Raw genomic sequence first — 26,439 nt, 5'->3', positions numbered from 1 at the left:
GGATCCCCACCATGCCCGTTCTCACCCAGCCGCCCTCCATGGGCGATCTCCTCAAATACGAGGAAAACCCCGACTATTGCCGCGAGACCGTTACCCTGCTCGCCGGCACGAACTATCCGCTTGGCGCCGTGCTCGGGAAAATCACCGCCAGCGGCAAATACAAGCTCTCGCCCGATACCGGCACCGATGGCGCGGAGGTCGCCGTCGCGGTGCTGATCGAGGCGGTGGACGCCAGCGCCGCCGATGCCGTGGGCCTGATCGTGGCACGCGGCCCCGCCATCGTCTCGAAGGCCCAGCTGAACTTTGACGCCACCGTCGGCACCGCCGCCAAGATCGCCGCCAAGGAAGGCCAGCTGGCCGCCGCCGGGATCGTGCCGCGTGATGCGGCCTGATCCATCCCCCATTTCCACCCGGAGACATTCCCATGCCCACCATCATCAACCCGTTCGACGCGGGCGGTTATTCCCTCGCGGAAATGACCCGCGCCATCAACATCCTGCCCAACATCTATACCCGCCTCGGCCAGCTCGGCCTGTTCCGTTTCGAGGGCATCACACAAAGGACCGTGGTCATCGAGGCCCGGGAAGGGGTGCTGTCGCTGCTGCCGTCCGTTCCCCTTGGCGCGCCCGCCACCGTCGGCACGCGCGAGGGGCGCACCATGCGTTCCTTCGCGGTGCCGTGGATCCCGCACAACGACGTCATCCTGCCGGCCGACATCCAGGGCGTACGCGCTATCGGTTCCGGCAGCGATGCCGACCCGCTGGTTGCCGTCATGACCCGCAAGCTGACGCTCATGCGCAACAAGCATGCCCAGACCCGCGAGTACATGGAGATCAACGCACTGCGGGGCATCGTCAAGGATGGCGCCGGCACCACGCTCTACGACTACTTCACCGAGTTCGGGATTGCCCAGCAGCAGACCGACTTCGTCCTCGGCACCGCCGGGACCAAGGTGCAGCAGAAGGTGCGCGCCGTTTTGCGCCAGATCGAGACCGAGCTGAAGGGTGAGACCATGACCGGGGTGCGCGCCCTGGTCTCCCCGGAGTTCTTCGACAAGCTGATCGGGCATGCCACCGTGGAAACGGCGTATCAGTACTACGCCTCGGGCGCCCAGCCGCTCCGCGAAGACATGCGCCGCGCCTTCCCCTTTGCCGGCATCCTGTTCGAGGAATACAACGCCTCGGTCACGCTCTCGAACGGCACCACCGAGCGGCTGATCCCGGCGGGCGAAGGAATTGCCTTCCCGATGGGCACGATCGACACCTTCACCACCTACGGGGCGCCGGCCAACCTGATCGAGACCGCCAACACCGTCGGCCTGGAGCTCTACGCCCGCCAGATGACCCGCGAGCGCGGCGACGGGATCGATCTGCTCACCGAGGCCTCGATCCTGCCGGTCAACAAACGCCCCGCGCTGGCCGTGCGGCTGTTTTCCTCGAACTGAGGCGGGGTGACATGACTGCCTTTGCGGCGGCACTGGATGCGCTCTTTGCGGATATCAACATGGCAGTGGACGCCACCTGGTATCCGGCAGGTGGCGCGCCGCAGCCGGTCCGCGTGATCCGCAAGGCGCCGGATGACGTCACCGCATTCGGGTCTGCGCAGATCCTGTCGGAGACCACGATCATCGACGTGCGGGTGTCAGAGATGCCAAACCCGAAGCCGGGGGATGGGATCAGCATCGGTGCCGAAAACTTCACCATCCAGGGCGAGCCGAAGCGGGATCGGGACCGGCTGCTCTGGACCGTTGAGCTGGTACCGGCATGAAGCTGACGTTCCACACCGAGGAAGATCTACAGGCGCAGCTCCATCGCGAGTATCTCGTGGGCGAGCGGGCCGTCTCGCTGGCGATGGACAAGGCGGGCAATGCCGTAAAGCGCGGCTGGCGCGGGCAGATCACCGGGGCCGGGCTCGGGCGCCGGCTGGCCAACACCATCCGGGCGAAGCGCTACCCGGAAGGTACCGCAAGCATGAACGCCGCGGCCCTGATCTGGTCGAAGGCGCCGGAGATCGTCGGCGCGTTCGAGCGCGGGGCGCTGATCCGCTCGAAGGACGGGTTCTGGCTGGCGATCCCGGTCGACCGGGTGGCGAAGCGCATGCGCGGACCTAGAGGCGCCCGCATCATGCCACACATCTGGGAAGAGCGGACGGGCCGGCGGCTGCGGTTCGTCTACCGCCGCGGTCGCCATCCGCTGCTGGTGGACGATGGCACGGCGCGAGCGCGGAAAACGGCAGACCCCCTGCATTGGACGGCATCCAGGCGGCGGTTCCGGAAGAATGTAACGATCCCGATCTTCATCCTCGTTCCGCAGGTGAAACTGCCCAAGCGGCTGGACCTAATGGGCGAGGCAGAACGGGTGGCGGGTGAAGTCCCGAGTCTGATTGTGAAGAGGTGGGGGAATTGATCGCAACAGGCGTCGCAGAGCATCGCTCGGCGCAGGGGAAACGGGGGCTTTGCCGGTCACAGACCCAGCGCGTAGTCCAGATCCCCATGTTCGAACGCTGGCGCCATCCGGTCCATCTCGGCCGCAGGAGCCTGCCTGCGCCTCGCATAGCTGCGCCAGTTGCGGACCACGGCGGCACATTCCCGGATGATCTGCGCCCCCTCGGCAGGGCGCAGAAAATATTCGGCCACCTCCTGCAGCAATCGCAGCGATGCGGTCGCGTCATCAAAGTCGATCCGCGTCTTGAGAATGCGCGGGGCGTCCGCCACGGGGTTCAGGTCGTAGCACGGGCTGAGCGTCCAGCCGTGGCGGCCGCTCCAGAGAAAGCCATGGTTGCGCAGGTGGTCGTCGGTGTTGCTGATCAGGATGTTGAAGGCGATACGGCGAAACAGTTCGGTGCGGTCCTGCACGGGGTTGGCGCCGTGATCCGTGATGACGTCGACGATTTCGAGATAGCTGCCGTCCTCGTCGCCATCATCATGTTCGGTCATCGCCATGGCGCTGACGAACGGGATGCGAATGTTGCCCCTGCGGTCGAAACGCCGGGTGAGGAAGATGGGCCCGTGTGGGCTTGGCAGCAGATCGTAGTCGATCGTCGTGATGCCGCAGTCCCGGGCCATGTCGAGCGCGATGGCCTCCCACCGCGAGATCGAATAGCGGTCGGTTTCCTTGGGAAATTTCGCGATCGACAGGTGGCCGTGCTGGTCGAAAACGCTCGCCTTGGGCCGTGCGCCGCCCAATGACGAACCCGGCGCAAAGATCAGAAGAAGGTCCTCGTCGGTTTCCTCGCCACGCAAAATCCGTTGCGAGGCGGCAAGCAGGTCGCCGAGCGCAAGTGTCGTTGGAACGCCCCGCGTCTGAGGCGCCTGAAATTCGTCCTCGCCTTCAAACCGGAAACGCAGCGCACCAAGCCGGGTCTCGTCCGAGACGCCAAGCAGGTAGTCGGTTTCATGCAGGGTTCTGACAGATCGGCCTTCGCGCTCGGCCGCGCGGCGCTCGGCCCGGCGCATGAGCTCGCGCCCCCAGGTGTCCGGTGCGCTGTCCCCAAGTGCTGCGAACATCTCCTTGCCGCCGGGCGGAGAAATGGGGCCGTGCACAAGCGGCAGGGTGGGATCGTACTGGAATGCTTCGGGCGAGGTCAGCCAATCGGGATCGTGTTCGTAGGTCACGCGTTCCCGGCGGGCACCGGCATGGCGTCTCAGAAGGCCGATGCGGCGCAGCCTGCCATACGCGTCGAGAAAGACTTCGATGTTACTCACGGCTGCGGGCCCGTTTGGGAAGAAGCTCGGCGCCGAGCTGTTCGCTCAGAGCATCCTTGACGTCGCCAAATCCCTTGAGCAGGCCGAGCGCCTGCAGCACCAGCATGTAGGCGCCGATGCGCACGTTGGGATCACCACGTTCAATGCGATAGAGCGTGGCCCTGCTGGTTCCGGCACGCTCGGCGACCAGCTCCATGGGCAAGCGCCGCAGCAGGCGGGCCCGCTTGATGCGCGCGCCGAGCGTTCGCAATTCCCGCTTGACGGCGGGTGAAATATTCAGCGTCGGGGCCGGCATACTGTCTTACCTGTGATGCGAAGTCGCCGTTTATGTAATACAGGTAATTCAAAATGGCAAGATATACGGACTTGGCACCCACCCGGAAAACCATGCAGCGGCAACGTGAATATCAAACTGAAACGCAGCAGCGATAATGCCCACCCCCCGCGAAACCATCCTCTCCGCCCTCCACACAACCCTGCAAACCGTGCCCAACGCCACCGTCCTGCGCGGCGAGGTTCTGCCCGAGCGCGTGCCGACGGGCGGCCTGGTGATCCTGCGCGACGGCGAACCGGGCGAGCCGGAAGTAACGCTCTCGCCCCTGCAATACCACTGGCAGCACCGCGCCGAGGTCGAGGTGATCGTACAGGGCCGGACGCAGGAGGCCCGCGATGCGGCCTTTGATGCGCTCGCCGCCGCCATCGGCGCGACCTTGGCCGCCGACCGCACGCTGGGCGGCTTGTGCGATTGGTCCGAACCGGACGCGCCGCAACCGGCGGACCTGCCCATCGAGGGCGCGCAGGCGCTGAAGGCCGCGGTGATCGCGGTGACGCTGATCTACACGACGAGCGACCCGCTCGGCTGAAACGACAACGAAAGGATTGACGCATGGCACGCGCACAAGGCGCGCGGTCGCAGCTTGCGGCCGCGTTCGAGACTTCCTATGGCACCGCGCCCACCAGCAGCTTCTACCAGATGCCCTTTGCCACCGTATCGCTGGGCGCCGAGCAGCCGCTGCTGGAATCGGAACTGCTGGGCTACGGGCGCGACCCGCTCGCCCCGATCAAGGATGCGGTGACGGCCGACGGCGATATCGAGGTGCCCGTCGACCTCGAGGCGCTGGGCTTCTGGCTGAAGGCCGCATTCGGCGATCCGGCGACCACCGGTACCGCGCCGGATTACACCCATACTTTCACCTCCGGCAGCTGGTCCCTGCCTTCGATGTCGATCGAGGTGGGGATGCCGGAAGTGCCGCGCTTTGCCATGTATTCAGGCTGCGTGCTCGACCGCCTCGGCTTCCGGATGGAGCGCGCGGGGCTGCTGACCGCAACGGTCGGGCTGGTGGCCCAGGGCGAGGCAGTGGCCACGTCCAGTCAGGCCGGCACGCCCACCGCATGGGCGCTGCAGCGCTTCGGCCATTTCAACGGGGCGATCACGCGGGACGGCGCGAGTCTCGGCAACGTGGTCTCCGCCGAGCTCACCTATGCCAACAACCTCGACCGGATCGAGACCATCCGCAGCGACGGGCGCATCGACGGGGCGGACCCGTCCATTGCCGCGCTCACGGGCCGGATCGACGTGCGCTTTGCCGATACCACGCTCATGGATCAGGCGCTGAACGGCACGGCGGCCGAGCTGGAGTTCTCCTGGACGCTCTCGGCCACCCAGAGCCTGACGATCACGGCGCATGCCGTCTACCTGCCCCGCCCGAAGGTGGAGATTCAGGGCCCGCAGGGCATTCAGGCGAGCTTCGACTGGCAGGCGGCCTATGACAGCGTGGCCGGGCAGATGTGCACGGTGGTCCTCAACAACCAGGTGGCGGCATACTGATGATCAGGCTGGAGCTTTCGACCGAGCCGAAATGGCTCGACCTCGGGCGCGGCGTCCGCGTGAAGGTGGTGCCGCCCGTCAGCGCCATCGCCGCGCAGGTCTGGCAGGAAATGGCAGAGGCCGGCGCCTTCGAGGACGATGCCGAGATCGACGCCGGCGTTCTGGAGGCGAAAGCCTGGGCGCGGCGGGTAATCATCGAATGGGAAGGCGTCGGCGATGCCGAAGGCGCGGTGCTGGAAAAGCCCGCCCCTGCCCTGATCGACGCGCTGATGGACGTGCCCTGGGTCTATCTCGCCTTCCGGGCGCTCTATCTGGCGCCGTTGCACGCGCTGGAATCGGAAAAAAACGCCTCACCGCCCTTGCCGAATGGGAGTTCGGCGGGGGCGGCAGATACTGCGAATCCTGCGAAGGGCCGTGCCCGGAATGCCCCCGAAGCCTGAATGCGCCGCAGACCGTTGAGGGGTGCCAGGTCTGGGATTTGGTGGGCCGGCTCGGCGGGCAACTGCGTGTCTCGCCCTCGGGCGGGATCATCGGCTGGGACATGGGCGCGGCGCTGGCTCTGGCCCGGGCGCTGGGGTGTGAGGCCGCGGCGGTCGGCCACCTGCTGCCCGCGATCGAGGCGGTGATGGTGCGCTCCATGAACGAAAAGAACGAGGAATGATCCATGGCCGAAAAACGCGTTAGCGTGCGGATCGGCGCGACGGGCGGCAAGCAGGTGCGGGCCGAGTTTCGCGGCATCGGCGACGAGGGCAAGCGGTCCTTCGCCATGGTCGAACGCGAGGTCGACGGGCTGAACCGCCGCCTCGGCGTGCTCGGTCGCACCTCGCGCGGATCGCGCAATGCGCTGCGCAACATGGGGCTGCAGCTCAACCAGGTGGCCCAACAGGGCGCGGTGACGGGCGATTATTTCCGGGCCCTGACCATTCAGATGCCCGACCTGCTGCTGGGCTTCGGGGGCCTCGGCATCGCCATCGGCATCGTCGCGGGCGTACTCGGCCCTTTCATCGTCGACATGCTCAAGGCCTCGGATACCAGCAACAGGCTGGCCGACAGCATCAAGGGGCTGGAGTCCGCTGTTTCCGCCTATGCCTCGAGCGCGAAAAACGCGGCCGCCCCCACCAGTGATCTGGTCAAGAAATACGGCGCGCTGGCCGGCGAAGCCCGCGCCCTGCTGGTTGTGCAGCGCGATCTGGCCAAGCTCGAGGCGCTCGACCAGATCGCCGTCGGCATGACCGCCGCCCGCGATGCGCTGGGCGAAATCGGAAGCCTGACCCGCGCCGAGTTCGAAAAGGCGGCAGGCGAGGTCAGCAGGGTCAATGCCGAAATCGAGCAGCTGCGGCAGGAGCAGCGCCGGCTCGTTAGCAAAGGCCTGGACCTGGGCGACAACGCCCGGCGCAACCTCGAGATCATGAGCCGAATTTCCGAGCTGCAGACCAGCCTGATCTCGGTGGGCGATCTGACCGGCCCGGTCTATGAACTGAGGGACGCGCTCGGCATCACCATGAAGGATGCCGTCGCCCTTGCCGGGGCGATGGCCGACCTGCGGGACGCCAAGGGCATTGAGGACCAGGCGGCGGCGCTCGAACGCTTGCGCGAGTCCTACACCGCAGCGCTGGGCGGTGTCGAGAACATGACCGCCGAGCAGCGCACCCTGCTGAAGCAGCTCACCGACGCGGCGCTCGCCACGATCCGGTTCCGCGCGACCATGGACGATGCATCGGACTCGGTGGGCGGCGCGGCGGCGCAGGCGACCACGCTGGCCGACGAACTGGCCCGCGCCGCCGGCAACGCCATGTCGCTGGTGGCCCAAAGTCTCTCGTCGCTCCGCCAGAGCGAAATCCGCCTGAAGTTCAAGGACGACCCCACAGGGCTGGCGAAAGCGCTGGCGGGCGCGCGGTTCGATGCCCGCGTGGGCGACATCTCCGGGGCCGATCCGATCCTGCAGGAAGGGCTGCGTCGGCAGCGCGAGGCCTACGTCGCCAATGCCGAGGCCGTGGCCCGCAACCAGAAGACCTTGGCCGCGTGGAACCGCGAACAGCGCCGCGCCGCCGCTTCGGTGCGCGCCGCAAAAAAGGCGCTCGAGGAACAGGCCACCGGACTGGATGCGGCGAAGGAAACGCTGACCGCTTACGCCGAGAAGGCGGCCGATCTCGGCAAGGGCATCGGCGACAGCCTGGTGGGCGCCTTCCGCAGCGCCGAGCAGGCCATCGGCAATTTCGTGCGCACCGGCAAGCTGGATTTTCGTTCGCTGGTGACCTCGATGCTGGCGGATTTTGCGCAACTCTCGGCCCGGCGGTTCCTGCTGGGGCCGCTGGCGAACGTCCTGTCCGGCGCGCTGGGCGGGCTTGGCGGCACCGGCGGGCTGCTGGCCAATGTGCTGCACTCGGGCGGCGTGGTCGGCGCTGGTGGCCCGACGCGGGCGGTTCCGGCCCTGGCCTTCGCCGGTGCTCCTCGGATGCACAGCGGTGGGTGGGCCGGACTTCGGCCCGACGAGATCCCGGCGATCCTGCAACGCGGCGAGCGGGTGCTGTCGCGCCGCGAGGTTACGTCAGGCACAGGTCAAGCCGCCCCGGTCAACATCACCATTCAGACCCGTGACGCCGAGAGCTTCCGGCAGTCGCGTGCCCAGATGGCGGCCGACATCGCGCGGGCGGTCGCACTGGGCCGAAGGGGGATGTAGGTCATGGCTTTCCACGAAGTCAGGTTTCCCGACGACATCAGCCGAGGAGCCCGAGGAGGCCCCGAGCGGCGCACGCAGGTGGTCGAACTCGCGAGCGGCGACGAGGAACGCAACGCCAGCTGGGCCAACTCGCGCCGGCGCTTCGATGCGGCCTATGGCATCCGGCGGGCCGACGACCTGGCGGCGGTGGTGGCGTTCTTCGAGGCGCGGAACGGCCGGCTCTACGGCTTCCGCTTCAAGGACTGGGCGGATTACAAGTCCTGCCTGCCGTCCGAGATGCCGGCGGCAACCGATCAGGCCATCGGCACTGGGGATGGCGCCACGACCACCTTCCAGCTCGCCAAGGACTATTCGTCAGGCTCGCAGACCTGGACCCGCACGATCACCAAGCCGGTAGATGGTACGGTCCTGGTCGCCATCGACGGCGTGGAACAAGCCTCCGGCTGGTCGGTGGACACCACCACCGGGCTGGTCATCTTCACCACGGCGCCGGCATCGGGCGCCGCGATCACCGCCGGCTTCGAGTTCGACGTGCCGGTGCGCTTCGATACCGACCAGATCGACGTGACGATGGATATCGAGCGGCTCGGCTCGATCACCTCCATTCCGCTGATCGAGGTCCGGCGATGAACGACGATACCGGTTTTGTTGCCGCGGTGCTGCGCGAGCTTGCCGCCTCGACCGCGGTGATCCTCGCAGCCTGGGGCGCGCTCGGCGGCGCCACGAACGCGCTGACCACGAAGATGCGCCTGCGCGATGCGCTGCGTCACATCCTGCTCGGCGGGCTGATCGCCGCCGGGATGGGCAGCCTGTCCATGGCCATCATCACCCGCTGGCTCGGCCTGCCGCCGCAGGCGATACCGGCCGGCGGCGCCGCCGGCTCCGCAGCCTATCTGGTCGGCGTGTTCGGCCCCGCGGTGATCGAACTGGTGCTGGCCCGGTTGCGCCAAGCCCGGGAGGGCGACGATGACTGAACTCGTTCGTGTCCTGCGCAGCCTGCGCCGTGCCACCAACGATCCGCGTGCGGCCTTCACTCACCGTCTGCGCGTCGGCCTCGCCATCGCTGCGCTGATCCTGTTTCTCTCGCTCCTGAGGTAATCCCATGCAGATGACAGACCGGGGCCTTCTCGCCCTGGCCCGGCACGAGGGTATCGTGCCCGGGCCCTATCGCGATGCCACCGGCACCTGGACCTTCGGGATCGGTCACACGGCCGCCGCCGGAGATCCAGCCCCGACAGAGATGCCGCGGGGTATGCCCGATGATCTGGACGCCGCGATCCGCGAGGTGTTCCGGCTGTTCCGCGAGGACATCGGAAGCTACGAGGCTGACGTCCGGCGCGCCTTCATGGTTCCGCTCGAGCCCCACGAATTCGATGCGCTGGTCAGCTTCCATTACAACACCGGCGGCATAGCCCGCGCGGTTCTAACCCGGCATCTCAATACGGGCAATCGCGTTGCGGCCGCCAACGCGTTTCTGAACTGGCGCAGACCGACCTCCATCATTCCCCGCCGCAAAGCCGAGCGGGATCTGTTCCGCGAGGGACGTTATCCGACGGGTCCGATCCCGGTCTGGGGCGTGGACGCGCAGGGCCAGGTGGATTTCTCGCGGCCCGTCCGCCGGCTGAACGAAGAAGAGGCGCTGGCATTGTTGCGGCCCACGCCTCCCGAACCTGTTGCGCCAACCGGCTGGCTTGTCCGGCTGCTTGCTTTCCTAACCCGCCTGTTTCGAAGGAGCTGATCCTATGCGCTACATCCGACCCAATTCCCTGACCTGGTGGGCGGGGTGTCTCGCCATGCTCACCGGCATCGCCTCCGTGGCGCTGCCCGCAACCGGCCCGCTTGGCGAACTCTCCCGCCTCGTGGCGCTGCTCGCTGGCACCGGCGATGCCTCGCCCGCCGGGCTGATCTTCCTCGGTCTCGGCCTGATCGGTCTGCGTGACCGGATCGAACGGGGGTTCCGGGGCGATGATTGAGTTTCTCGCAGGCTTCATCCTGGGCGGCTGCCTTGGCGTTCTGGTCGTCGCCCTTTGTGTCGCCGCGGCCCGCCGGGAACGGGACGATGGCTGATGTCCTGATCTGGCTGATGGCGGCACTGGGCGCAATCGGCGGCTTGGTGCTCGGCCGCATCTGGGGCCGTGTGGAAGGAAAGCGCGCACGTAAACGGGAGGCCGAACGCGATGCATATGAAGAGACGCTCAGAAAGCTGGAGCAGGGCCGCCAGGCGGTTCGCGACGGTCGCAATTCTGATCCTGCTGAGCGGTTGCGCCGCAACGATGGGCGCTGGTGATGCGGGCTGCGCGGCCTATGGCGAGGCGCGGCTCGCGCGACCTCCGGCGCAGACCATTGCCACCGTCCCGCCAATTTGGGCACGCTGGATCGCCGATCTCGACGACCGCATGACGGGAACCTGCCGATGAAGACCCTCCCCACTGGCCTGCAGGCCCATCTCGACGGCGGCACCACCACACTTGCCTGGTGCTGGCGTCTGACCCGTGCGGACGGGCAGGTGTTCGGCTTCACCGACCACGACCTGCCGCTGACCTTCGATGGTGCGACGTTTCAGCCGGAGAGCGGCTTCACCGCCTCGGAAATCCGCGCGGGCTCCGATCTTTCGGTCGATGCGCAGGACGCCGAGGGCGTGCTGACCTCCACCACGATCACCGAGACCGATATCCTCGATGGGCGCTGGGACAATGCCGCCGTGGAAATCTGGCGGGTGAACTGGCAGGATACTTCGCAGCGGGTGCTGATGCGGCGAGGCGCCATCGGGCAGGTACGGCGCGGGCGGGTGCAGTTCGTGGCCGAGATGCGCTCGCTCGCGCATGTGCTGAGCCAGAGCGTCGGACGGACGTTTCAGGCCAGCTGCGACGCCATCCTCGGCGATGCCCGCTGCGGCGTGAATCTGAACGATCCGGCGAACATGGGCAGCGGATCGGTGGTGACGGTGTCGGGCGCGCGCGCCTTCACCGCATCCGGTCTGGCGGGCTTCGCCGACGGCTGGTTCGCGCTGGGCACACTCACCTGGACCAGCGGCGCCAATGCCGGGCGCAAGGCCGAGATCATGACCCATGCGCTCGCGAGTTCCACCGTCACGATCACGCTCATGGAGATCCCGGTGCGCCCGCTCGGCACCGGCGATGCCTTCGACATTTTCGTCGGCTGCGACAAGGCGTTCGACACCTGCAGGACGAAATTCGCCAACGCGACCAATTTCCGGGGCTTCCCGCACATTCCGGGCCAGGACACCGTAATTCGCATCGCCTCGAGCGGCGATCCCAATACCGGAGGCGTGTTGTGACGACCCGGAAATCCAATATCATGCCCGCGCGCATCGTGAAGGCGGCGCGCGGCTGGATCGGCACGCCCTATCACGACCAGGCGTCGGTCAAGGGGGTGGGCTGCGATTGCCTCGGGCTGATCCGGGGCGTCTGGCGCGAAGTCGTCGGCCCGGAACCGATGCCCGTGCCGCCCTATTCGCGCGACTGGGGCGAAGCGGGGCCGCAGGAGGTGTTGGCCGAGGCTGCAAGGGCTGCGATGGTCGAGATCGACGTGGCCGAGGCCCGCACCGGCGACGTGGTGCTGTTCCGCATGCGCGCCGGCGCCATCGCCAAGCACGCCGGGATTCTCACAAACGGGCGACATTTTTTGCAGGGTTTCATTCACGCCTATGAGCGCACGGGCGTCATTGAAGAACCGCTGACCGAGGCCTGGGCGCGGCGCATCGCCTTCGCCTTCCGTTTCCCCGTCCCCGAGCGCGGGAAGGGCTGAGCGATGGCGTCCATCATTCTCGCCTCCGCCGGTTCGGCTATCGGGGCATCCATCGGCGGCGGTATTCTCGGCGTGTCTTCGGCCGTCATCGGCGGGGCCATCGGCTCCATGGCGGGATCGCTGGTGGACAGCTGGATCGTTTCGTCGCTGGCACCCGGCCAGACCGTCGAGGGGGCGCGGCTCGAAAACCTCGCCGTCACCACCTCCACCGAAGGCGCGGTGATCCCGCGCGTCTGGGGCCGGATGCGCCTTGGCGGCAACATCATCTGGGCCACGGATTTCACCGAACACGTCAACACCAGCACGACCGGCGGCGGCAAGGGGGGCAGTGGGCCGAAGGTCACCACCACGACCTACACTTACACCGCGTCCTTCGCGGTGGCGCTCTGCGAGGGGCCGATCTCCGGCATCGGGCGGGTGTGGGCCGATGGCAAGCCCATGGACCTGAGCGGTGTCACGTGGCGGCTCTACAAGGGCGACGAGACCCAAACGCCCGATCCCTTCATCGAGGCGAAAATGGGCACGGGAAATGCCCCGGCCTATCGCGGCACGGCCTACGTGATGTTCGAGGGTTTGCCGCTGGAAAAGTTCGGCAACCGCATCCCGCAGCTGTCCTTCGAGGTGTTCCGGCCGCTGGTGGAGGCTGCCACCGCCGAGGGGCTGGTAAAATCGGTCACCATGATCCCCGGATCGGGCGAATTCGTCTATGCGACCGAGCCGATCACCCGCGGCACCTCGGGCAATACGACCTCGGAGAACGTGAACAACGCTATCGGCAAGCCGGACATTCTGGCCTCGCTCGACAACCTGAAATCCTCGGCGCCTGCCGTGCAGAACGTCTCGCTCGTGGTCAGCTGGTTCGGCCTCGATCTGCGCGCGGGCAACTGCCAGATGAAGCCGGGCGTCGAGACGGCGACCAAGACCACCGCGCCGAAGACCTGGGGCGTGAACGGCGTGACCCGGTCGGGGGCGCATCTGATCAGCACCGATGGGCAGGGCAAGGTCAACTACGGCGGCACGCCGGCGGATTTCTCGGTGGTGCAGGCGATCAAGGAGATGGAGGCGCGGGGCTATCGCGTGACCTTCTACCCGTTCCTGTTGATGGACATCCCCGCCGGCAACACCCTGCCCGATCCTTACAGCGACAATGCCGCCACGGTCGGCCAGCCGGCCCACCCCTGGCGCGGGCGCATCACCTGTTCGCCTGCGGCGGGATATGTGGGGACGGTCGACAAGACCGCCGCCACCACCGGCCAGGTCAACGCCTTCTTCGGCAATGCGCAGATCTCCGACTTCGCGGTGAGCGGCGAGACGGTTTCGTGGACCGGCGGCAACGACTGGGGCTACCGGCGGATGATCCTGCACTACGCCCACCTGTGCAAGGCGGCGGGTGGCGTCGATGCCTTCCTGATCGGCTCGGAACTGCGCGGCCTCACCACCATCCGTGACAGCGCAACCGGCTTTCCGGCGGTCACCGCACTGAAGCAGCTTGCGGCGGACGTGCGCACGATCCTCGGGGCCGGCCCCAAGATCAGCTATGCCGCCGACTGGTCGGAATACTTCGGCCATCAGCCCGCCGATGGTTCCGGCGACCGGCTGTTCCACCTCGACCCGCTCTGGGCGGATTCCGCCATCGACTTCATCGGCATCGACAATTACCTGCCGCTCAGTGACTGGCGCGACGGCACCGCCCACCTCGACGCGCAGGCCGGCTGGTCCTCGGTGCGCGACCTCGACTATCTGAAATCCAACATCGAGGGCGGCGAACGGTTCGACTGGTACTACGCTTCCGCCGCCGACCGCACCGCGCAGACCCGCACCGTCATCTCCGACAGCTTCTATGGCGAGCCGTGGATCTGGCGACCGAAGGACATGCGCGGCTGGTGGCTGAACCGGCACCATGATCGCCTGGGTGGTGTGCGCTTCGGCTGGTTCCAGAATTGCGCCGATGTGACGTCCTACGCGAAGAACCCGTCCTCGGTCACCATCACCGCCACCACCGGCAGTTTCGGGCCGTTCAAGACCCCGGCCCGCATCGCCTCGGGCGGCGCCACATGGCACGGGGCCACGCCGGGCTATCGCACGCTGGCGGTGGGCGAGCGCGTGGTGATCACGGCCTATGTGGCGGCGGGTACGTCGGGGGAGTTCTCCCTCAACCTCACGCTCGGATCGGGCAGCCAGCATGCCGGCTTCTTCGGCGCGCTGGGCGGGTGGAGCAGCACCGTCGCCGGGGCGCACACCATCAACGCCACGAGTCGCGCGGAAATCTCGCCGGGCCTCTGGAAGATCACGCTCGACGTGACGGCAGGCCTCGCAGGCTCTTCCGGCTTCCGGATCGGGCCGCGCTCGGCCACGGTGGGCGACGACATCATCGTTTACGGCGTCGAGGTGCTGCCTTACGGCAAATCCACCACCGGCTGGGTGCCGGAGATGAAGCCGATCCGCTTCACCGAATTCGGCTGCCCCACCGTCGATCGCGGCACCAACCAGCCCAACGTGTTCTTTGACCCGAAGAGCTCCGAGAGCGCCCTGCCGTACTTCTCGCGGGGCTGGCAGGACGAGGCGATCCAGCGCGCCTATGTCGTCGCGATTCTGGGCTATTGGGGCGATACGGCGAAGAACCCGGTCTCGAGCGTCACCGGCGCGCCGATGATCGAGATCGCCGAAGCCGCGCTCTGGACCTGGGACGCCCGGCCCTACCCGGATTTCCCGGCTCGTGCGGATATCTGGTCGGATGCCGCCAACTGGCGGCTGGGGCACTGGATGGGCGGTCGGCTCGGGCAGGTGTCGCTGGGCGCGCTGGTGCGGGACCTGTGCCGGACGGCGGGGCTCGATGCCGACTTGGTGGACGTCTCCGAGCTCTCCGACATCGTACCCGGCTTCACCGTGGCCGCACTCGAAAGCCCGCGCGCCTCGATCGCGGTGCTGGCCCGCCATTTCGGCTTCGATGCCGTCGAGAGCGGCGGGAAGATCGTGTTCCGGGTTCGGGGGCGGGCGGCGGCCATGACCATCACGCCGGACCAGCTGGTCGGCAATGGCCGGGCCGAGGTCATGGAACTGACGCGCGGGCAGGAGACCGAGCTGCCCCAGGCGCTCAAGTGGCAGCTGGTGCGGGCCGACGAGGAGTATGACGCGGCCACGGTCGAAGCCCGCCGCAGCACCGTCCAGGCCGCACGGGTGTCCTCCGAGACTTTCCCGCTTGCCGTTTCACTCGAGGAAGCCGACCGGCGCTGCCGCCAGGCGCTGCTGGAAGCCTGGGTGGGGCGCGAGACGCTGACGGCAAAGCTGCCGCCCTCACGCCTCGCGCTCGACCCGGGCGATGTGATCGCTCTCGAGCATGACGGGCGCAGCATCGACTACCGCCTCACCCGCATCGCCGATACCGGTTCGCGCGCCATCGAAGCAATCCGTGCCGATGCCTCGCTTTACGACCTTCCGCCGGGCAAAGCCCGCGCGCCACAGCTCTCAACTCCCACCGTCTTCGGCCCGGCCGATGTGGCGCTGATGGACCTGCCGCAGCTGAGTGACTCCGTGCCGGCGCATCGCCCGTATGCGGCGGTGTTCGCCCGGCCGTGGTACGGCAACGGCGCCGTCTGGCGCAGTGCCGACATCTCCGGCTTCCAGCTGCTCGACACCATCGGCGCACCGGCCCGCACGGGAGTTCTGACGGCCGATCTGCCGGCCGGTCCTGTAGACCGCTTCGACGCAGGAAACGAACTTCTGGTGGACCTCACATCGGACACGCTCGCCAGCGTCACCGATACCGAGCTCTCGAACGGCGCCAACGTGCTGGCCATCGAAAGCGCGCCGGGCGCCTGGGAGATCGTCCAGTTCGGCAATGCGGAACTCGTGGCAACAGGTCGGTACAAGTTGACCCGGTTGCTCAGGGGGCAGCGCGGCACCGAAGATGCCATGGGCAACCCGACACCCATCGGTGCGCGGGTGGTGATTCTCGACAACGCTGTTGCGCCGCTGTCCATCGCCGAGGCCGATCTCGGCATCCCGTGGAACTGGCGCATCGGGCCGGGCAATGCCGCGCCCTCCGACGCCATCATGCAGGCGCTGACCTTCAGGCCGAACGGGCGCGGTCTGAAACCCTTCGCCCCAGCGCAGGCCAGGATGCGGCGCGAGGCGAACGGAGATCTTGCCATCCGCTGGCTGCGCCGCGACCGGGCGCTCGCCGCCGACAGCTGGGTGTTGGCGGAGGTGCCAATGTCGGAGGCGAACGAGGCCTATGAACTGGAGATTCTGAACGCCGGCACCGTGGTGCGCACAGTCACCGGACTCTCAGCACCGGCCTTCACGTACACCGTCGCCAACCAGACCGCCGACTTCGGTGGGCCGATCGCCAGCGTTGACCTGCGCGTCTTCCAGCTCGGTTCGCTGGGCCGCGGTGTGCCGCTTGCCGCCACCCTCACCGTCACGGAGACGACCCCATGACCAGCCCGAACCTCGCCCTGCCGCTGCTTTCCGCTGCCCAGGCCCAGAAGCATGTCACCGTCAACGAAGCCCTCGCGCAGCTCGACGGGCTGGTGCAGCTTGTCGTGAAGGACCGGGATCTCGCCACGCCGCCGCCCAGTCCCGTCGAGGGAGACCGCTACATCGTTGCCACCGGCGCCACCGGGGCCTGGGCCGGCTGGGATAGCGACGTGGCTCTGTTCACCGGTGGGGCATGGGTGCGTTTGCCGCCGCAGGAGGGGTGGCGGGTCTGGGTCGAGGATGAAGGGGGGCTGCTGGTGCGCGCGGGCGGGGCGTGGCTCACGCTCGATGCCGCCCTGAACCTGCTGGTACGCGGCCCCGCCGTCGAGGTGGCTCGGGGGCCGAATGGCGCTGCCATCGGGCTGCACGTGGAGGAAGAGCTGCTGGCCGGCCTCACCGGCACCTCCGTCACCTCCGCCATCACCATCCCAGACCGCGCCATCGTGCTGGCGGTCTCGACGCGTACCGTCACAGCAATCACCGGGGCCGCGTCATATGATTGCGGCATTGCCGGCACATCCGCCAAGTTCGGCGGCAGCCTCGGCATCGCCGCCGGCAGCACCAATGTCGGGGTGATTGGCCCGCAGGCCTTCTATGCGCCGACGCCGATCGTGCTCACCGCCAATGGCGGTAGCTTCACCGGTGGCGATGTGCGCATCGCGATCCAGTACCTGCTGCCGACAGCGCCGACCGCCTGATTTCAGACCACTACAAGGAAACGACCATGACACCAAGGTCATAAGACGCAGGTTTCGTCTGCATGTAGGGTGTAAGGGATTGGAGAGAAAAAAGGGGATATGATCCCAAACCGAACAGGCGGGCCACGCCAAAACTGGGCCCAGAACTGGAACTACACAACAGCTTTCAGGATGGCTGCCATGCGCTCCGCAAGGACCGCCCGATCGTAATCTAGGGCAGCCTTTGGTCCTGCTTCGTGAAACGCGGCCAAGCGGTTGGGTTCGTTCACAAGACCAGCTATCGCGTCAGCCAAAGCGTCCGAGTTTTCAGGTTCAATGGAGATCCCGATACCCGTTCGGTTGACGATATCAGCGGATTCGCCCTCTACCCCATGCAGTATCGGGATTCCTAACGCCATACATTCGAACAGTTTCGATGGAATCACCGACTTGAACAGATCGGAACGGCGCAAATGGATGATCGCCACGTCAAGAATCGACCAGTAGCGAATGACCTCTTCTCGTGGAACGCGGCCGAGCAACAGGACGTTATCAATACCTTCATTGCGGATGCGGGCTTCCAGATGGTCACGCACTGCGCCATCGCCAAGGATGACCAGGCGGACGTCGCGCATTTCGGGCCTTGCGGCCAGGCGTTTTGCCGCGTCGAGCAGGGTATCGAGTCCGTGCGCCATGCCCAAGGTTCCAACATAGCCGGCAACAAACTTGCTTTCGAGGCCAAGGTCTGCGAGCAGGCGCTCATCCTTGGGGCGCGGTTCGAAGCTGGTCATGTCGGCGCCGTTGGTGACCACTTTCACCTTCTCCCTAGGAATGCCGCGACTGGCGAGGTTATCCACGAAGGAGTGGGTCACGCTGACCACAACAGCGGCGCGTCGATAAAGGAACAGCTCGATCCGTTCGAGAAAATCCAACAGCCGGCTTTCTTTCATCGCACTGACTGCCCGTATCGATTCTGGCCAGATGTCGCGCAGCTCGAACACGAAGGGCCGGCGTTTAAGGGCGGCTGCGCCCCAGGCGGCGCAGGCGGTGAAGAACTGGGGTGAGGTTCCGACGATCACGTCCACCTTTTGCACCGGCAGGGAGGCGAAAAATGCCATCACCATGAAGCTGAGATAATCGAGAATACGCAGCGCAAAACCTTCGTTGCGTGTCATGTATGTCCAGACACGGATCACCCGGACCCCGGCCATCTCCTCGCTTTGCCAAAGCCTGTTTTTGTATCCCTCGAAAACCTTCCCGGTCGGGAAATTCGGGGCGCAGGTGATCACGGTGACCTGATGCCCGGCCTTCACCCATTCACGAGCGTGCTCAAACGTCCGGTTTGCCGGCGCGTTTGTTTCAGGCGGAAAGTTGTCAGTCAGAAAGAGGATGTGCACGGGTCAGGTCCAGTCCAGTGTCAGCCGTGCCTGCCCTTGTCGGAGTGGCACCACCAAGCATTTTGTCGGCACACATTGGCCGAATTCCGGGTGCCAGCTTGCCTCCTCGATACGGGCAGGCCCTCCCGAAGCCGACCATCTTGCTTCCTGTCCGGTTTCAAGGGTGATCGTGCCCTCGTCCGGGCTGGTTTGCGAAAGCTGCGCGCTTGGGGCTAGATGATAGCGTGCTTCGGCTTCGACAACGGGGGATACACGATCTTCGACAACCAGTGAGCCTGAATTCAGGATCCAGCGCCGGAAGTGGACCGGTGCGCCCGGCAGGCGGCGGTAGCCATCATGAGAGCCGGAAACGATGAGGGCATCGGATGGCTCGCGGGATATGACGATATCGCGTGGTCTGGCCCGCCTAGCGACCCTGAAACCTCCCCAGACCTCGCTTGAGTCCTCGCCCGCGACGATGACGGTGTTATGCGCAGCTGTCCCACGCTGGCGCAGCCGTTCGGTGCCGGTGCCATAGACTGAGGTGCCGGAATTCACGAAAACGCGCTGACCGAAAAGCGACAGTTCGAAGCTCAGCGTATCTGCATGGGCGTGGCCAGGAAGGTAGTCCGGACCGATCCGGGCGAGGTCGGCCAGCAGCACCGCTGGCCCTGCCTCAAGTCGGGAATAGCCGCTGTCCGGTAGCAAGGTCAGGTTTTCGGGTGCCGGAGGCGCTGCAAAGCCCAGCCGCCTAGCATAGGCCAGCAGATCCGCCGGATCAGGCGCTATGCCAAAGGCTGCATCGTTGAAAAAAGCGATCTGCCCATCGGGATGGCACATCGTATCAAGCCAGCGCAGCATGTCTGGCACTACAGCCTTCGCGGTCTCGCCCAACGGGTCGTCAGTGCCACTTGCAGCGATCAGGTTGACGAGATCCAGCACATCTTCGAGTGCCAGGGCGTGATACATGGTGGAGAGCTCGAAATGGCCGCCATCGGGCAGGATCTGCTCTGGAAACTGGCGCAGGAGGATGCTTCGGCCGCGACGCAGCCATCCTTCCGCCTCAGCCCCCTCGAAGAACATACCGGCGAAGACCAACGCCTTGGCATTGGCAAAAAGATGGTTGCCCTGCAGGTGATGTTCCAGCCGCCGGGTAAGCCAGCGTGCCTGCACCGCCAAGCTGCCGCGGCAGGTGCCGGGCAGGTCGTTTCCGGCCATGGCCCATTTGACCCAGTTCACGATCCTGAGTGAGGTCGGATAGGGCTCCCAGCCGGTACCTTGCCCTGGCGGGTTACGCTTCACCCAATCTTCCAGCAGCGCTTGGTGCCAGCCGGTTCTTTCGGCGGCCCCTTCTGCGTTCAGGTCATCGAAATAATGCTGGTTGTAGCGCCAGAGCTTGTCGCGCTCGGGGCCGTCCCATCCGATTTGGTCCAATTTGCCAGTTTGTCCAAGGAAGGAAAACTCTCTCGGCGATATCACGCTGGCCCGGCGCGTTGCCGGTGTGATCCAAGTCCCCGAAAGGGTGCGAATGTTTGGAGGGGGTGAATGGTCTGGCCGGGGGCGTGCCATGCGAAACCACAACCGACCGTAGAGTTGCACCGATTTGAGGTGCCGGATCGTATGCCAAAGACGAAGAAAAGAAGCGGCGTTCACCGGGACAGGAGCCTTACGCCGAGCCGTTGGCCGACTCGATCGATATTCGGCTGGATTCAAGCACTTCATCAAGTGCGATGGGGGGTTTTCCCCCATTTTGGATCGCATTGACAAATTCCCGAACCGCCGCTCCAGCGCCTTTGTCTTGTCGCCACAAGTTCATTTTTTTGAACCCCGACCAGCCCCAGCCGCGCAGGCTTCGGAAATTGTCCAGTTGCAACACCCTGCCGCCGGCAAAGACTTCGACCCGCTCCTTGGGAAAGCTTTTGTGGCCATTGGCAAGATAGTGGACTGTTGCCATCGATCCGTCGGCAAAGCCCAAATTGATCGAGGCGGTATCTTTCGGTGCACCCCCGTTTTCCGATCGGCCCATTTCCAGTATTGAATGTTGGGTAATCGGTGCGCCGGCCAGGTGGCGGGCAAGGTCGATGAAATGGCAGGCCTCACCAATGATGCGTCCCCCGCCAACCTTTGGATCCTGTGTCCAGTGATCGGCCGGGATTGCGCCGGCATTGACGGTGATGACAATGCTTTTCGGCCCCTGTACCGGGCTGAGAAGTTCCTTCATCCGCACCACATGTGGTGCGAAGCGGCGGTTGAAGCCTACCATCAAAAACTGCTCGGGGCGGGCGCGGGCCTCGGTCTCGATTTCCTCCAGTTCATCCAGTGTCAGGCACAGCGGCTTTTCACAATAGACGTGCTTACCGTTCCGCAAGGCGGCAAGCACTTGGCGGGCATGAGCATTATGGCGAGTGGCGATCACTATGGTATCGAGGTTGGACGACTCGAGGCAGGCGTTTTCATCGGTTGAAGCCTCGGCAGCGCCATTCCTGCGCCCAGCATGAACAGCGCTGACGCCGCCCGCGCTGACGACGGTTGCAATGTCGGCCCCGGCTTGCCTGAAGGCAGGGATGAGCGTTCGCCGGGCGTAATTTCCGGCACCCAAAAAGCCGACGCTTGCCTTTGCCTTGGCAATAACCGGCGGGCTGGAAATCGGCTGGAGCGGTACGTGACGACGTGAAAGTGTTTCGCCGTTGGAATCAGGGGCGTACTCCAGAACAATCCCCATCGCGGATCTGTCCTCGGTCAGGAGGCCCAGCGCTTCGTCGGCGCGGTCGATGGGGAAACGATGGGTGATCAACGGTTCGACATCCAGCCTACCCGTAGCCATCATATCCAGCACCGCCTCGAAATTGCGCTGCTCGGTCCAGCGGACAAAGCCGATCGGGTAGTCGTTCCCCCCCTCTTCATAAGCGGAATCGTAGCGCCCTGGCCCGTAGGAGCATGAGACCTGGAACGTCAGTTCCTTTTCGTAAAAATCGGCCCGGCTCAGTTCCAGCCCGGTCACTCCGACCAGCACGATCCGCCCCCGCTTGCGGCACATCTTCGCGGCTTGGGAGACCGGCTCGCTGCTTTGCGTCGACGCAGTGATCAATACCGCGTCAACTCCAACACCCCGCGAGAATTCCAAAGCTGCGGAGACCGGATCTTCGCCAGCGCCAATGTTTACCGTCTCGGCTCCGAATTCACGTGCGAGGGCCAGTCTGTCGGGATCGAGGTCGATTCCCATAACGCGGCATCCCTGAGCGCGCAGCATCTGCACCGTCAGAAGCCCGATCAGCCCCAGTCCGGTAACCACCACGCACTCACCCAGTGTCGGATTTGCCAAGCGAATGCCCTGCAAACCGATCGAGGCCAGCACGGTGAAACTGGCAGATTCATCGCTGACAGTGTCGGGAATTTTTGCGCACAGGTTCTTCGGTACGCAGACGACTTCGGCGTGATTGCCGTTGGAAACCACTCTGTCGCCCGGAGCAAACGCACTGACACCGGCTCCGACTTCCGCGACGTGCCCAACGTTGCAATATCCCAGCGGGATCGGCTGATCGAGCTTGCTGCGCACCGCCTCCATGGTTGCGCCGACACCGTCGGTTCGCATCTTGTCCAGAACCTCGCGCACCTTGTCAGGCTGCTGACGGGCCTTGGACAGCATGTTGCCCTTGCCGAACTCGATCAGCATTCGCTCGGTTCCGGCCGATACCAGAGAGCGGGTCGTATGAATTAACAGATGACCAGGTCGAGCTGTGGGCGAAGGAATATCAGCCACTTCGGTCTTGCCGTCCTTGAGGGATTGGAGAACCTGTTTCATGTAGGCAAAAAACCTTTGTAGTGATTTGTGTCTAGAACATTGCCCCGAAGCGTCGTTTGCGAAGCATCATCGACAAATCTTTGAAACCACAGTTCAATGCACAGCAACGAGAATACCGTGTAACTGCCATCTACTTGCCCGAGCCGAGTTCTTTCAATGAGGGATCTAACCGCTCTCGGGTCGAAAATGCCTCGAAGGTTGATTTTTTCCATCGAGAGACTGGCATCCACCAAGTCTCTAAGCTCATGATTTATCCAGCGCCGAAGAGGTGCACCGAAACCGGTTTTGGGCCGATAAATCGCGCTTTTTGGTAATAACGGTTCCATAGCCTTCTTGAAAATCCACTTGCCTTCACGCCCCCTCTGTTTAAGAGTGTTGGGGAGGGTTGAGGCGAAATCAATCACCTCGGTGTCGAGCAGTGGCACACGCGTTTCGACACCCGCAGCCATCGACATCTTGTCCGTATAGCAAAGATTGTGATCGGCCAGGAAAAACCTTTGTTCGAGAGCCAGTATTCGGTCAATATCATCGCATTCCGGTTCCAGCTCTGACAGATGCGTAAACATTGGTAACGCAGGATCTGTTTTCTTCAGGCGGGTGCGGAATTCAGGACGGAAAAGAGCAAGCACGTCACTGCGACGGGACCAACGAAAATAGTTCACGATTGCCTCATCACCGTCATACGGAAGGGCTTCGAGTAGTTTGGACAGTTTGCGTAGCACTGGTTTGCGCTTGTCTAGTCGGGCGGCTTGGCTGGCGATTCCTTGACGCAGGCCGATTGGAAGCCATGACCACAGATGACGATAACGGATTGCAGCGTGGCGACGGTAGCCAGTGAAAAGATCGTCACCGCCCGCTCCCGACAGCAGAACTGTACAACCATTCTTCCGTGCCAGTTGGCTTATGAACAGCACATTGACTGTCGCCGGATCGGCCAGCGGCTCATCGAGAATGTAGACCATTTCATGCAGCTGCGCGACGAGTTGTTCAGAAGTGACCGTAACAACTTCGAGGGGGACGTTGAGGTGTTCGGCTACGCGGCGTGCATAGGGCAAGTCTTCTACCGTTCCATCCTGACGGTCGGAAGCGGTTTCAATTGTAAAGCACTGCAGGTTCGGCTGCAGTTCCCTTGCGAAGGCGACCACTGCGCTTGAATCCAACCCGCCCGAAAGAAAAGCACCAACAGGCACGTCCGAGACCATTTGGCGATGCACGGCTGTGCGCAATACATCGCGCAACTCTTTGGATGCTTCCTCAACGCTAGTCGCTCGCTTACGGCAATTCCTAGGCGGAGAGAACCATTGCCATTGTTTCTCGACCTTGCCGTCCTGGAGGACCATCGCTTCACCCGGCGCCAGTCGTTGCACAGAGTTTACGGGTGTTTCTGTTCCGGGGCACCAGAGAAAGCTCAGATACCGGCTCAGCGCTTCAATGTTCGTTGTTCCGAGATTTGCTCCGAGGGCTAAGAGGGCTTTCAATTCACTGGAAAAGCACACGCAGTCATTATCGACATAAACATAGAGCGGTTTGACGCCCATACGATCCCGCACCAGCGTGATCTTGTTTGTATCATGATCGCATAATGCGAAGGCGAAGATGCCGTTCAGCCTAGGTAAGCATTCGAGCCCCTGAGTTGCCAGTAGCCACAGCAATACTTCAGTATCGCTATCGCTCCGAAAGCTGCGGCCCTGCGCTTCCAACTCCTTTCGCAACTCCAGATAGTTATAGATTTCGCCATTGTAAACGATGCTATAGCGCCCGCAGTGGCTCTTCATAGGTTGTCGGCCGGCGTCTGACAGATCGATAATGGATAAGCGAGTGTGACCAAGACCGATCATCGCCTTTTCGTCGACAAGGTATCCTGACTGATCTGGTCCGCGATGTGCAATACAACTGAGCGCCGCGGCCATGTTCGGAAACGTAGCCAAGCCTGAATAACCAACGATCCCGCACATTAATGTGGCATATCCTCATGCAAATTAGAGGGAGTCAGGGGTTTGATCCCACTTATCAGCATGAATAGTCCTGCCCGAGGCAATAGGCGGCGTATTAACTTGCGCGGCAATAATCTTCTTCCTAGCGCTAACAGGATACCCCTATGCCTCTGACCTGCGGCCCCCTCAAGTAAATCTCCGTGGGTTAACACAGTTTCAATACGCAAGTTTTCGGCGCCGCTGAAGAGGTTGGCTGCTTCCGTTCGAGTGTAGGCTTTGGTCCCAGGGCTTTCGAGGTGATGGGCATAGATGTCATCCAAAGATCGGAAAGGCCTACCGATCATCAGCGCGTATCGTATCCAAAGCATGAATCCGACCAAGGAATACTTGTGGTAAATCATAACACGAAAATGGCCTCCGGGTCGCAAGACTCGTAGAATTTCCTGTACAGCTTTTGCAGTGTTTGGGGAGTGATGAATTACGCCCCAAGAATAAACTAGATCAAAGAAGTTATCGGGGTATTCAAGTCGTTCCGCATCACCTACCTTCAGTTTCGAGTTAAGGTTAAAGCATTTCAAGCGCGCGGCTGTTAGTTGTATGGCGCGCTCCGTTAAATCAATTCCAAACATATTGGCACCAGCCTCAGCGAAACGCTGATGATCTGAGCCAAGACCAACACCTATTTCAAGCACCCGCGCTTTTTCCCAACGCGAGAAATCCGCAAAGTCAGAGATATAAGGTTCCAACTCATATCTCTTTGTTGCTTGATAGAGAAAGCTCGCAGCGGTGATCTCTGGTAGGTAAAGATTTTCGCCGCATGCAGCTGACTCCCAAAATGCTTTGACCTTTTCCTTTTCATCTATCATTGGTTCTGACCTACCGGGAAAATTCCATCTGTTTCAGAGCAGCGCCATACACCGCGCGTGTCAATTAGCATGCCGTCGGGTGCAGAGCTCCGTTTGAATATGGCGTGGTCGACCAGCATCACATGGATATCGGCCTCTTCAAGGGCAACTTCGAGTGATACAAGGGTTCCGCAATTGACAACTTCTTTTGGCAAACTCGAAATATATGGCTCAACCACCAACAATCTCCCGTTCAGTTCCTGGCCAATCGACCGGGCAATCTCTAGTGCCGGACTTTCACGAAGATCGTCGATATCGGGCTTGAAGGTTAAGCCATAGCAAGCGACCGTCACTTCCTGAGGTGCGGTGTCGGGGTGCGCGGCCAGATGATGGGCCAGCGCCGCGCGGACTTGGTCCACCACCCATCGGGGTTTGCCGTCGTTGACCTCACGCGCGGTCCTGATCAGGCGGGCTTCGTCCGGGGCGTTGGCGACGATGAACCACGGATCGACCGCAATGCAGTGCCCGCCAACGCCCGGACCGGGTTGCAGAATGTTCACCCGAGGGTGACGGTTGGCGAGTTTGATCAACTCCCACACATCGATATCTTGCCGCGCACAGATAAGAGATAGTTCATTGGCAAAGGCGATGTTGACATCGCGAAAACTGTTTTCGGTCAGCTTGACCATCTCGGCAGTTCGTGGGCCAGATGCGTGAATACACTCGCCAGCGACGAAGATGCGATAGAGCCGGGAAGCAAGTTCCGAACAGCGTGGCGTCATGCCTCCAATAACCCGATCGTTGGTCACCAATTCCCGCATTACCTTGCCGGGTAGAACCCGTTCGGGACAATGCGCAATGCGAATGTCGGATGCTTCGCCATCGCTCCGCGGGAAGGTTAGATCGGGTCGCGCTTGGGCCAGAATATCCGCCATCCGCTCGGTGGTTCCAACTGGTGAAGTCGATTCAAGTATTACCAGGTTCCCTGGAGCCAGAACCGGCGCGATGGAGCGAGCCGCTGCCTCAATATAGCTAATGTCGGGCAGGTGGTTCCCATTGTCGAAAGGCGTTGGTACCGCGATCAGGAAGGCATCCGCCGGTTCGGGCGTTGTGCTGGCCGTCAAGTACCCCGCGGCTACGGCCGACCGTACAGCGATATCAAGGTCCGGCTCGACAATGTGCACCTCGCCGCGATTGATCGTTCTGACAGTCTTTTCGTTCACGTCGACGCCGATCACCCGGTATCGGCGCGATGCGAACATTGTTGCGGTGGGCAGGCCAATATACCCCAAACCTACAACCGAAATGCGCTCAAACTCGGAAATTCTCAAACCATCCTGGCTCACG

The 26,439-nt window shown here is 63.7% G+C and carries 27 protein-coding genes; 19 read left to right on the top strand and 8 right to left on the bottom strand.

The features are described from left to right. Nucleotides 1-11: 11 nt before the first annotated feature. From ACZ5CM_RS05215 to ACZ5CM_RS05200, 4 genes are read left to right on the top strand one after another with little or no spacing between them, the layout of a single operon-like run. The gene (locus ACZ5CM_RS05215) at nt 12-392 is read left to right on the top strand and encodes a head decoration protein (protein ID WP_464641656.1); all 381 of its coding nucleotides are present in this window, start codon (nt 12-14) and stop codon (nt 390-392) included. Nucleotides 393-424: 32 nt separating this feature from the next. Continuing rightward, complete coding sequence (locus ACZ5CM_RS05210; protein ID WP_464641655.1) at nt 425-1,444, top strand: major capsid protein; 1,020 nt, start codon at nt 425-427, stop codon at nt 1,442-1,444. Between the two features lie 11 nt (nt 1,445-1,455). Then, complete coding sequence (locus ACZ5CM_RS05205) at nt 1,456-1,767, top strand: head-tail joining protein (protein WP_464641654.1); 312 nt, start codon at nt 1,456-1,458, stop codon at nt 1,765-1,767. Continuing rightward, nucleotides 1,764-2,405 carry a DUF6441 family protein gene (locus ACZ5CM_RS05200; protein WP_464641653.1) on the top strand — a complete coding sequence of 214 codons (642 nt, stop codon included), beginning with the start codon at nt 1,764-1,766 and terminating at the stop codon, nt 2,403-2,405. Before ACZ5CM_RS05205 ends, ACZ5CM_RS05200 begins: the two co-directional genes overlap by 4 nt. 56 nt (nt 2,406-2,461) lie before the next feature. Here ACZ5CM_RS05200 and ACZ5CM_RS05195 read toward each other — a convergent pair whose 3' ends face one another. Continuing rightward, complete coding sequence (locus ACZ5CM_RS05195; protein WP_464641652.1) at nt 2,462-3,703, bottom strand: type II toxin-antitoxin system HipA family toxin; 1,242 nt, start codon at nt 3,701-3,703, stop codon at nt 2,462-2,464. Next, nucleotides 3,696-3,998, bottom strand: a complete 303-nt coding sequence (locus ACZ5CM_RS05190; RefSeq protein WP_464641651.1) for a helix-turn-helix domain-containing protein — start codon at nt 3,996-3,998, stop codon at nt 3,696-3,698. Before ACZ5CM_RS05190 ends, ACZ5CM_RS05195 begins: the two co-directional genes overlap by 8 nt. Before the next feature lie 136 nt (nt 3,999-4,134). Here ACZ5CM_RS05190 and ACZ5CM_RS05185 point away from each other — a divergent pair, with 136 nt between their 5' ends. The 15 genes from ACZ5CM_RS05185 to ACZ5CM_RS05115 all read left to right on the top strand — a co-directional run bounded on the left by ACZ5CM_RS05185 (nt 4,135) and on the right by ACZ5CM_RS05115 (nt 17,156). Next, a complete protein-coding gene (locus ACZ5CM_RS05185) occupies nt 4,135-4,566 on the top strand; it encodes an acyl-CoA transferase (RefSeq protein WP_464641650.1) in 432 nt (143 codons plus the stop codon). A 23-nt stretch (nt 4,567-4,589) separates the two neighbouring features. Continuing rightward, the gene (locus ACZ5CM_RS05180) at nt 4,590-5,531 is read left to right on the top strand and encodes a phage tail tube protein (RefSeq protein WP_464641649.1); all 942 of its coding nucleotides are present in this window, start codon (nt 4,590-4,592) and stop codon (nt 5,529-5,531) included. Continuing rightward, on the top strand, nt 5,531-5,971 hold the full coding sequence (locus ACZ5CM_RS05175; RefSeq protein ID WP_464641648.1) for a hypothetical protein: 441 nt from the start codon (nt 5,531-5,533) through the stop codon (nt 5,969-5,971). Before ACZ5CM_RS05180 ends, ACZ5CM_RS05175 begins: the two co-directional genes overlap by 1 nt. 41 nt (nt 5,972-6,012) lie before the next feature. Beyond that, nucleotides 6,013-6,192 (top strand): DUF7697 family protein, encoded by a 180-nt coding sequence (locus tag ACZ5CM_RS05170; protein WP_464641647.1) that lies wholly within the window; start codon nt 6,013-6,015, stop codon nt 6,190-6,192. Nucleotides 6,193-6,195: 3 nt separating this feature from the next. Further along, nucleotides 6,196-8,211, top strand: coding sequence for a phage tail tape measure C-terminal domain-containing protein (locus ACZ5CM_RS05165; protein ID WP_464641646.1), 2,016 nt, complete (start codon nt 6,196-6,198; stop codon nt 8,209-8,211). Between the two features lie 3 nt (nt 8,212-8,214). Then, nucleotides 8,215-8,841 (top strand): phage distal tail protein, Rcc01695 family, encoded by a 627-nt coding sequence (locus ACZ5CM_RS05160; RefSeq protein WP_464641645.1) that lies wholly within the window; start codon nt 8,215-8,217, stop codon nt 8,839-8,841. Continuing rightward, nucleotides 8,838-9,185, top strand: a complete 348-nt coding sequence (locus tag ACZ5CM_RS05155; protein ID WP_464641644.1) for a hypothetical protein — start codon at nt 8,838-8,840, stop codon at nt 9,183-9,185. The genes ACZ5CM_RS05160 and ACZ5CM_RS05155 overlap by 4 nt, the downstream gene beginning before the upstream one ends. Next, the gene (locus ACZ5CM_RS05150; protein WP_464641643.1) at nt 9,178-9,309 is read left to right on the top strand and encodes a hypothetical protein; all 132 of its coding nucleotides are present in this window, start codon (nt 9,178-9,180) and stop codon (nt 9,307-9,309) included. Before ACZ5CM_RS05155 ends, ACZ5CM_RS05150 begins: the two co-directional genes overlap by 8 nt. 4 nt (nt 9,310-9,313) lie before the next feature. Continuing rightward, a complete protein-coding gene (locus tag ACZ5CM_RS05145; RefSeq protein WP_464641642.1) occupies nt 9,314-9,949 on the top strand; it encodes a lysozyme in 636 nt (211 codons plus the stop codon). Between the two features lie 4 nt (nt 9,950-9,953). Next, nucleotides 9,954-10,184 (top strand): hypothetical protein, encoded by a 231-nt coding sequence (locus ACZ5CM_RS05140; protein ID WP_464641641.1) that lies wholly within the window; start codon nt 9,954-9,956, stop codon nt 10,182-10,184. A gap of 86 nt (nt 10,185-10,270) precedes the next feature. After that, nucleotides 10,271-10,498: a hypothetical protein gene (locus ACZ5CM_RS05135; RefSeq protein WP_464641640.1), complete on the top strand. Its 228-nt coding sequence runs from the start codon at nt 10,271-10,273 to the stop codon at nt 10,496-10,498. Nucleotides 10,499-10,624: 126 nt separating this feature from the next. After that, nucleotides 10,625-11,509: a DUF2163 domain-containing protein gene (locus tag ACZ5CM_RS05130; protein ID WP_464641639.1), complete on the top strand. Its 885-nt coding sequence runs from the start codon at nt 10,625-10,627 to the stop codon at nt 11,507-11,509. Nucleotides 11,510-11,529: 20 nt separating this feature from the next. Next, entirely contained in the window at nt 11,530-11,979 is a 450-nt protein-coding gene (locus ACZ5CM_RS05125; protein ID WP_464641638.1) for an NlpC/P60 family protein, read from the top strand. Between the two features lie 3 nt (nt 11,980-11,982). Next, nucleotides 11,983-16,419 (top strand): baseplate multidomain protein megatron, encoded by a 4,437-nt coding sequence (locus tag ACZ5CM_RS05120; RefSeq protein WP_464641637.1) that lies wholly within the window; start codon nt 11,983-11,985, stop codon nt 16,417-16,419. Next, the gene (locus ACZ5CM_RS05115) at nt 16,416-17,156 is read left to right on the top strand and encodes a DUF2793 domain-containing protein (RefSeq protein WP_464641636.1); all 741 of its coding nucleotides are present in this window, start codon (nt 16,416-16,418) and stop codon (nt 17,154-17,156) included. The genes ACZ5CM_RS05120 and ACZ5CM_RS05115 overlap by 4 nt, the downstream gene beginning before the upstream one ends. 152 nt (nt 17,157-17,308) lie before the next feature. Here the strand turns inward: ACZ5CM_RS05115 and ACZ5CM_RS05110 are convergent, their stop codons facing one another. The 6 genes from ACZ5CM_RS05110 to wecC form a co-directional block, all read right to left on the bottom strand. Further along, a complete protein-coding gene (locus ACZ5CM_RS05110; protein ID WP_464641635.1) occupies nt 17,309-18,532 on the bottom strand; it encodes a glycosyltransferase family 4 protein in 1,224 nt (407 codons plus the stop codon). A 3-nt stretch (nt 18,533-18,535) separates the two neighbouring features. Continuing rightward, entirely contained in the window at nt 18,536-19,945 is a 1,410-nt protein-coding gene (locus ACZ5CM_RS05105; protein ID WP_464641634.1) for a heparinase II/III family protein, read from the bottom strand. A 232-nt stretch (nt 19,946-20,177) separates the two neighbouring features. Continuing rightward, nucleotides 20,178-22,313 carry a bi-domain-containing oxidoreductase gene (locus ACZ5CM_RS05100; RefSeq protein ID WP_464641633.1) on the bottom strand — a complete coding sequence of 712 codons (2,136 nt, stop codon included), beginning with the start codon at nt 22,311-22,313 and terminating at the stop codon, nt 20,178-20,180. Then, the gene (gene asnB / locus ACZ5CM_RS05095) at nt 22,310-24,268 is read right to left on the bottom strand and encodes an asparagine synthase (glutamine-hydrolyzing) (protein WP_464641632.1); all 1,959 of its coding nucleotides are present in this window, start codon (nt 24,266-24,268) and stop codon (nt 22,310-22,312) included. The genes ACZ5CM_RS05100 and asnB overlap by 4 nt, the downstream gene beginning before the upstream one ends. Beyond that, nucleotides 24,268-25,113: a class I SAM-dependent methyltransferase gene (locus tag ACZ5CM_RS05090; RefSeq protein WP_464641631.1), complete on the bottom strand. Its 846-nt coding sequence runs from the start codon at nt 25,111-25,113 to the stop codon at nt 24,268-24,270. Before ACZ5CM_RS05090 ends, asnB begins: the two co-directional genes overlap by 1 nt. Then, nucleotides 25,110-26,438: a UDP-N-acetyl-D-mannosamine dehydrogenase gene (wecC, locus tag ACZ5CM_RS05085; RefSeq protein WP_464641630.1), complete on the bottom strand. Its 1,329-nt coding sequence runs from the start codon at nt 26,436-26,438 to the stop codon at nt 25,110-25,112. The genes ACZ5CM_RS05090 and wecC overlap by 4 nt, the downstream gene beginning before the upstream one ends. Nucleotide 26,439 lies beyond the last annotated feature (1 nt).

It is taken from the genome of Piezobacter thermophilus (genome assembly GCF_055386745.1).
Note: the sequence above shows the minus strand (reverse complement) of the source record. Positions and strands in the feature narration are given on the sequence as shown.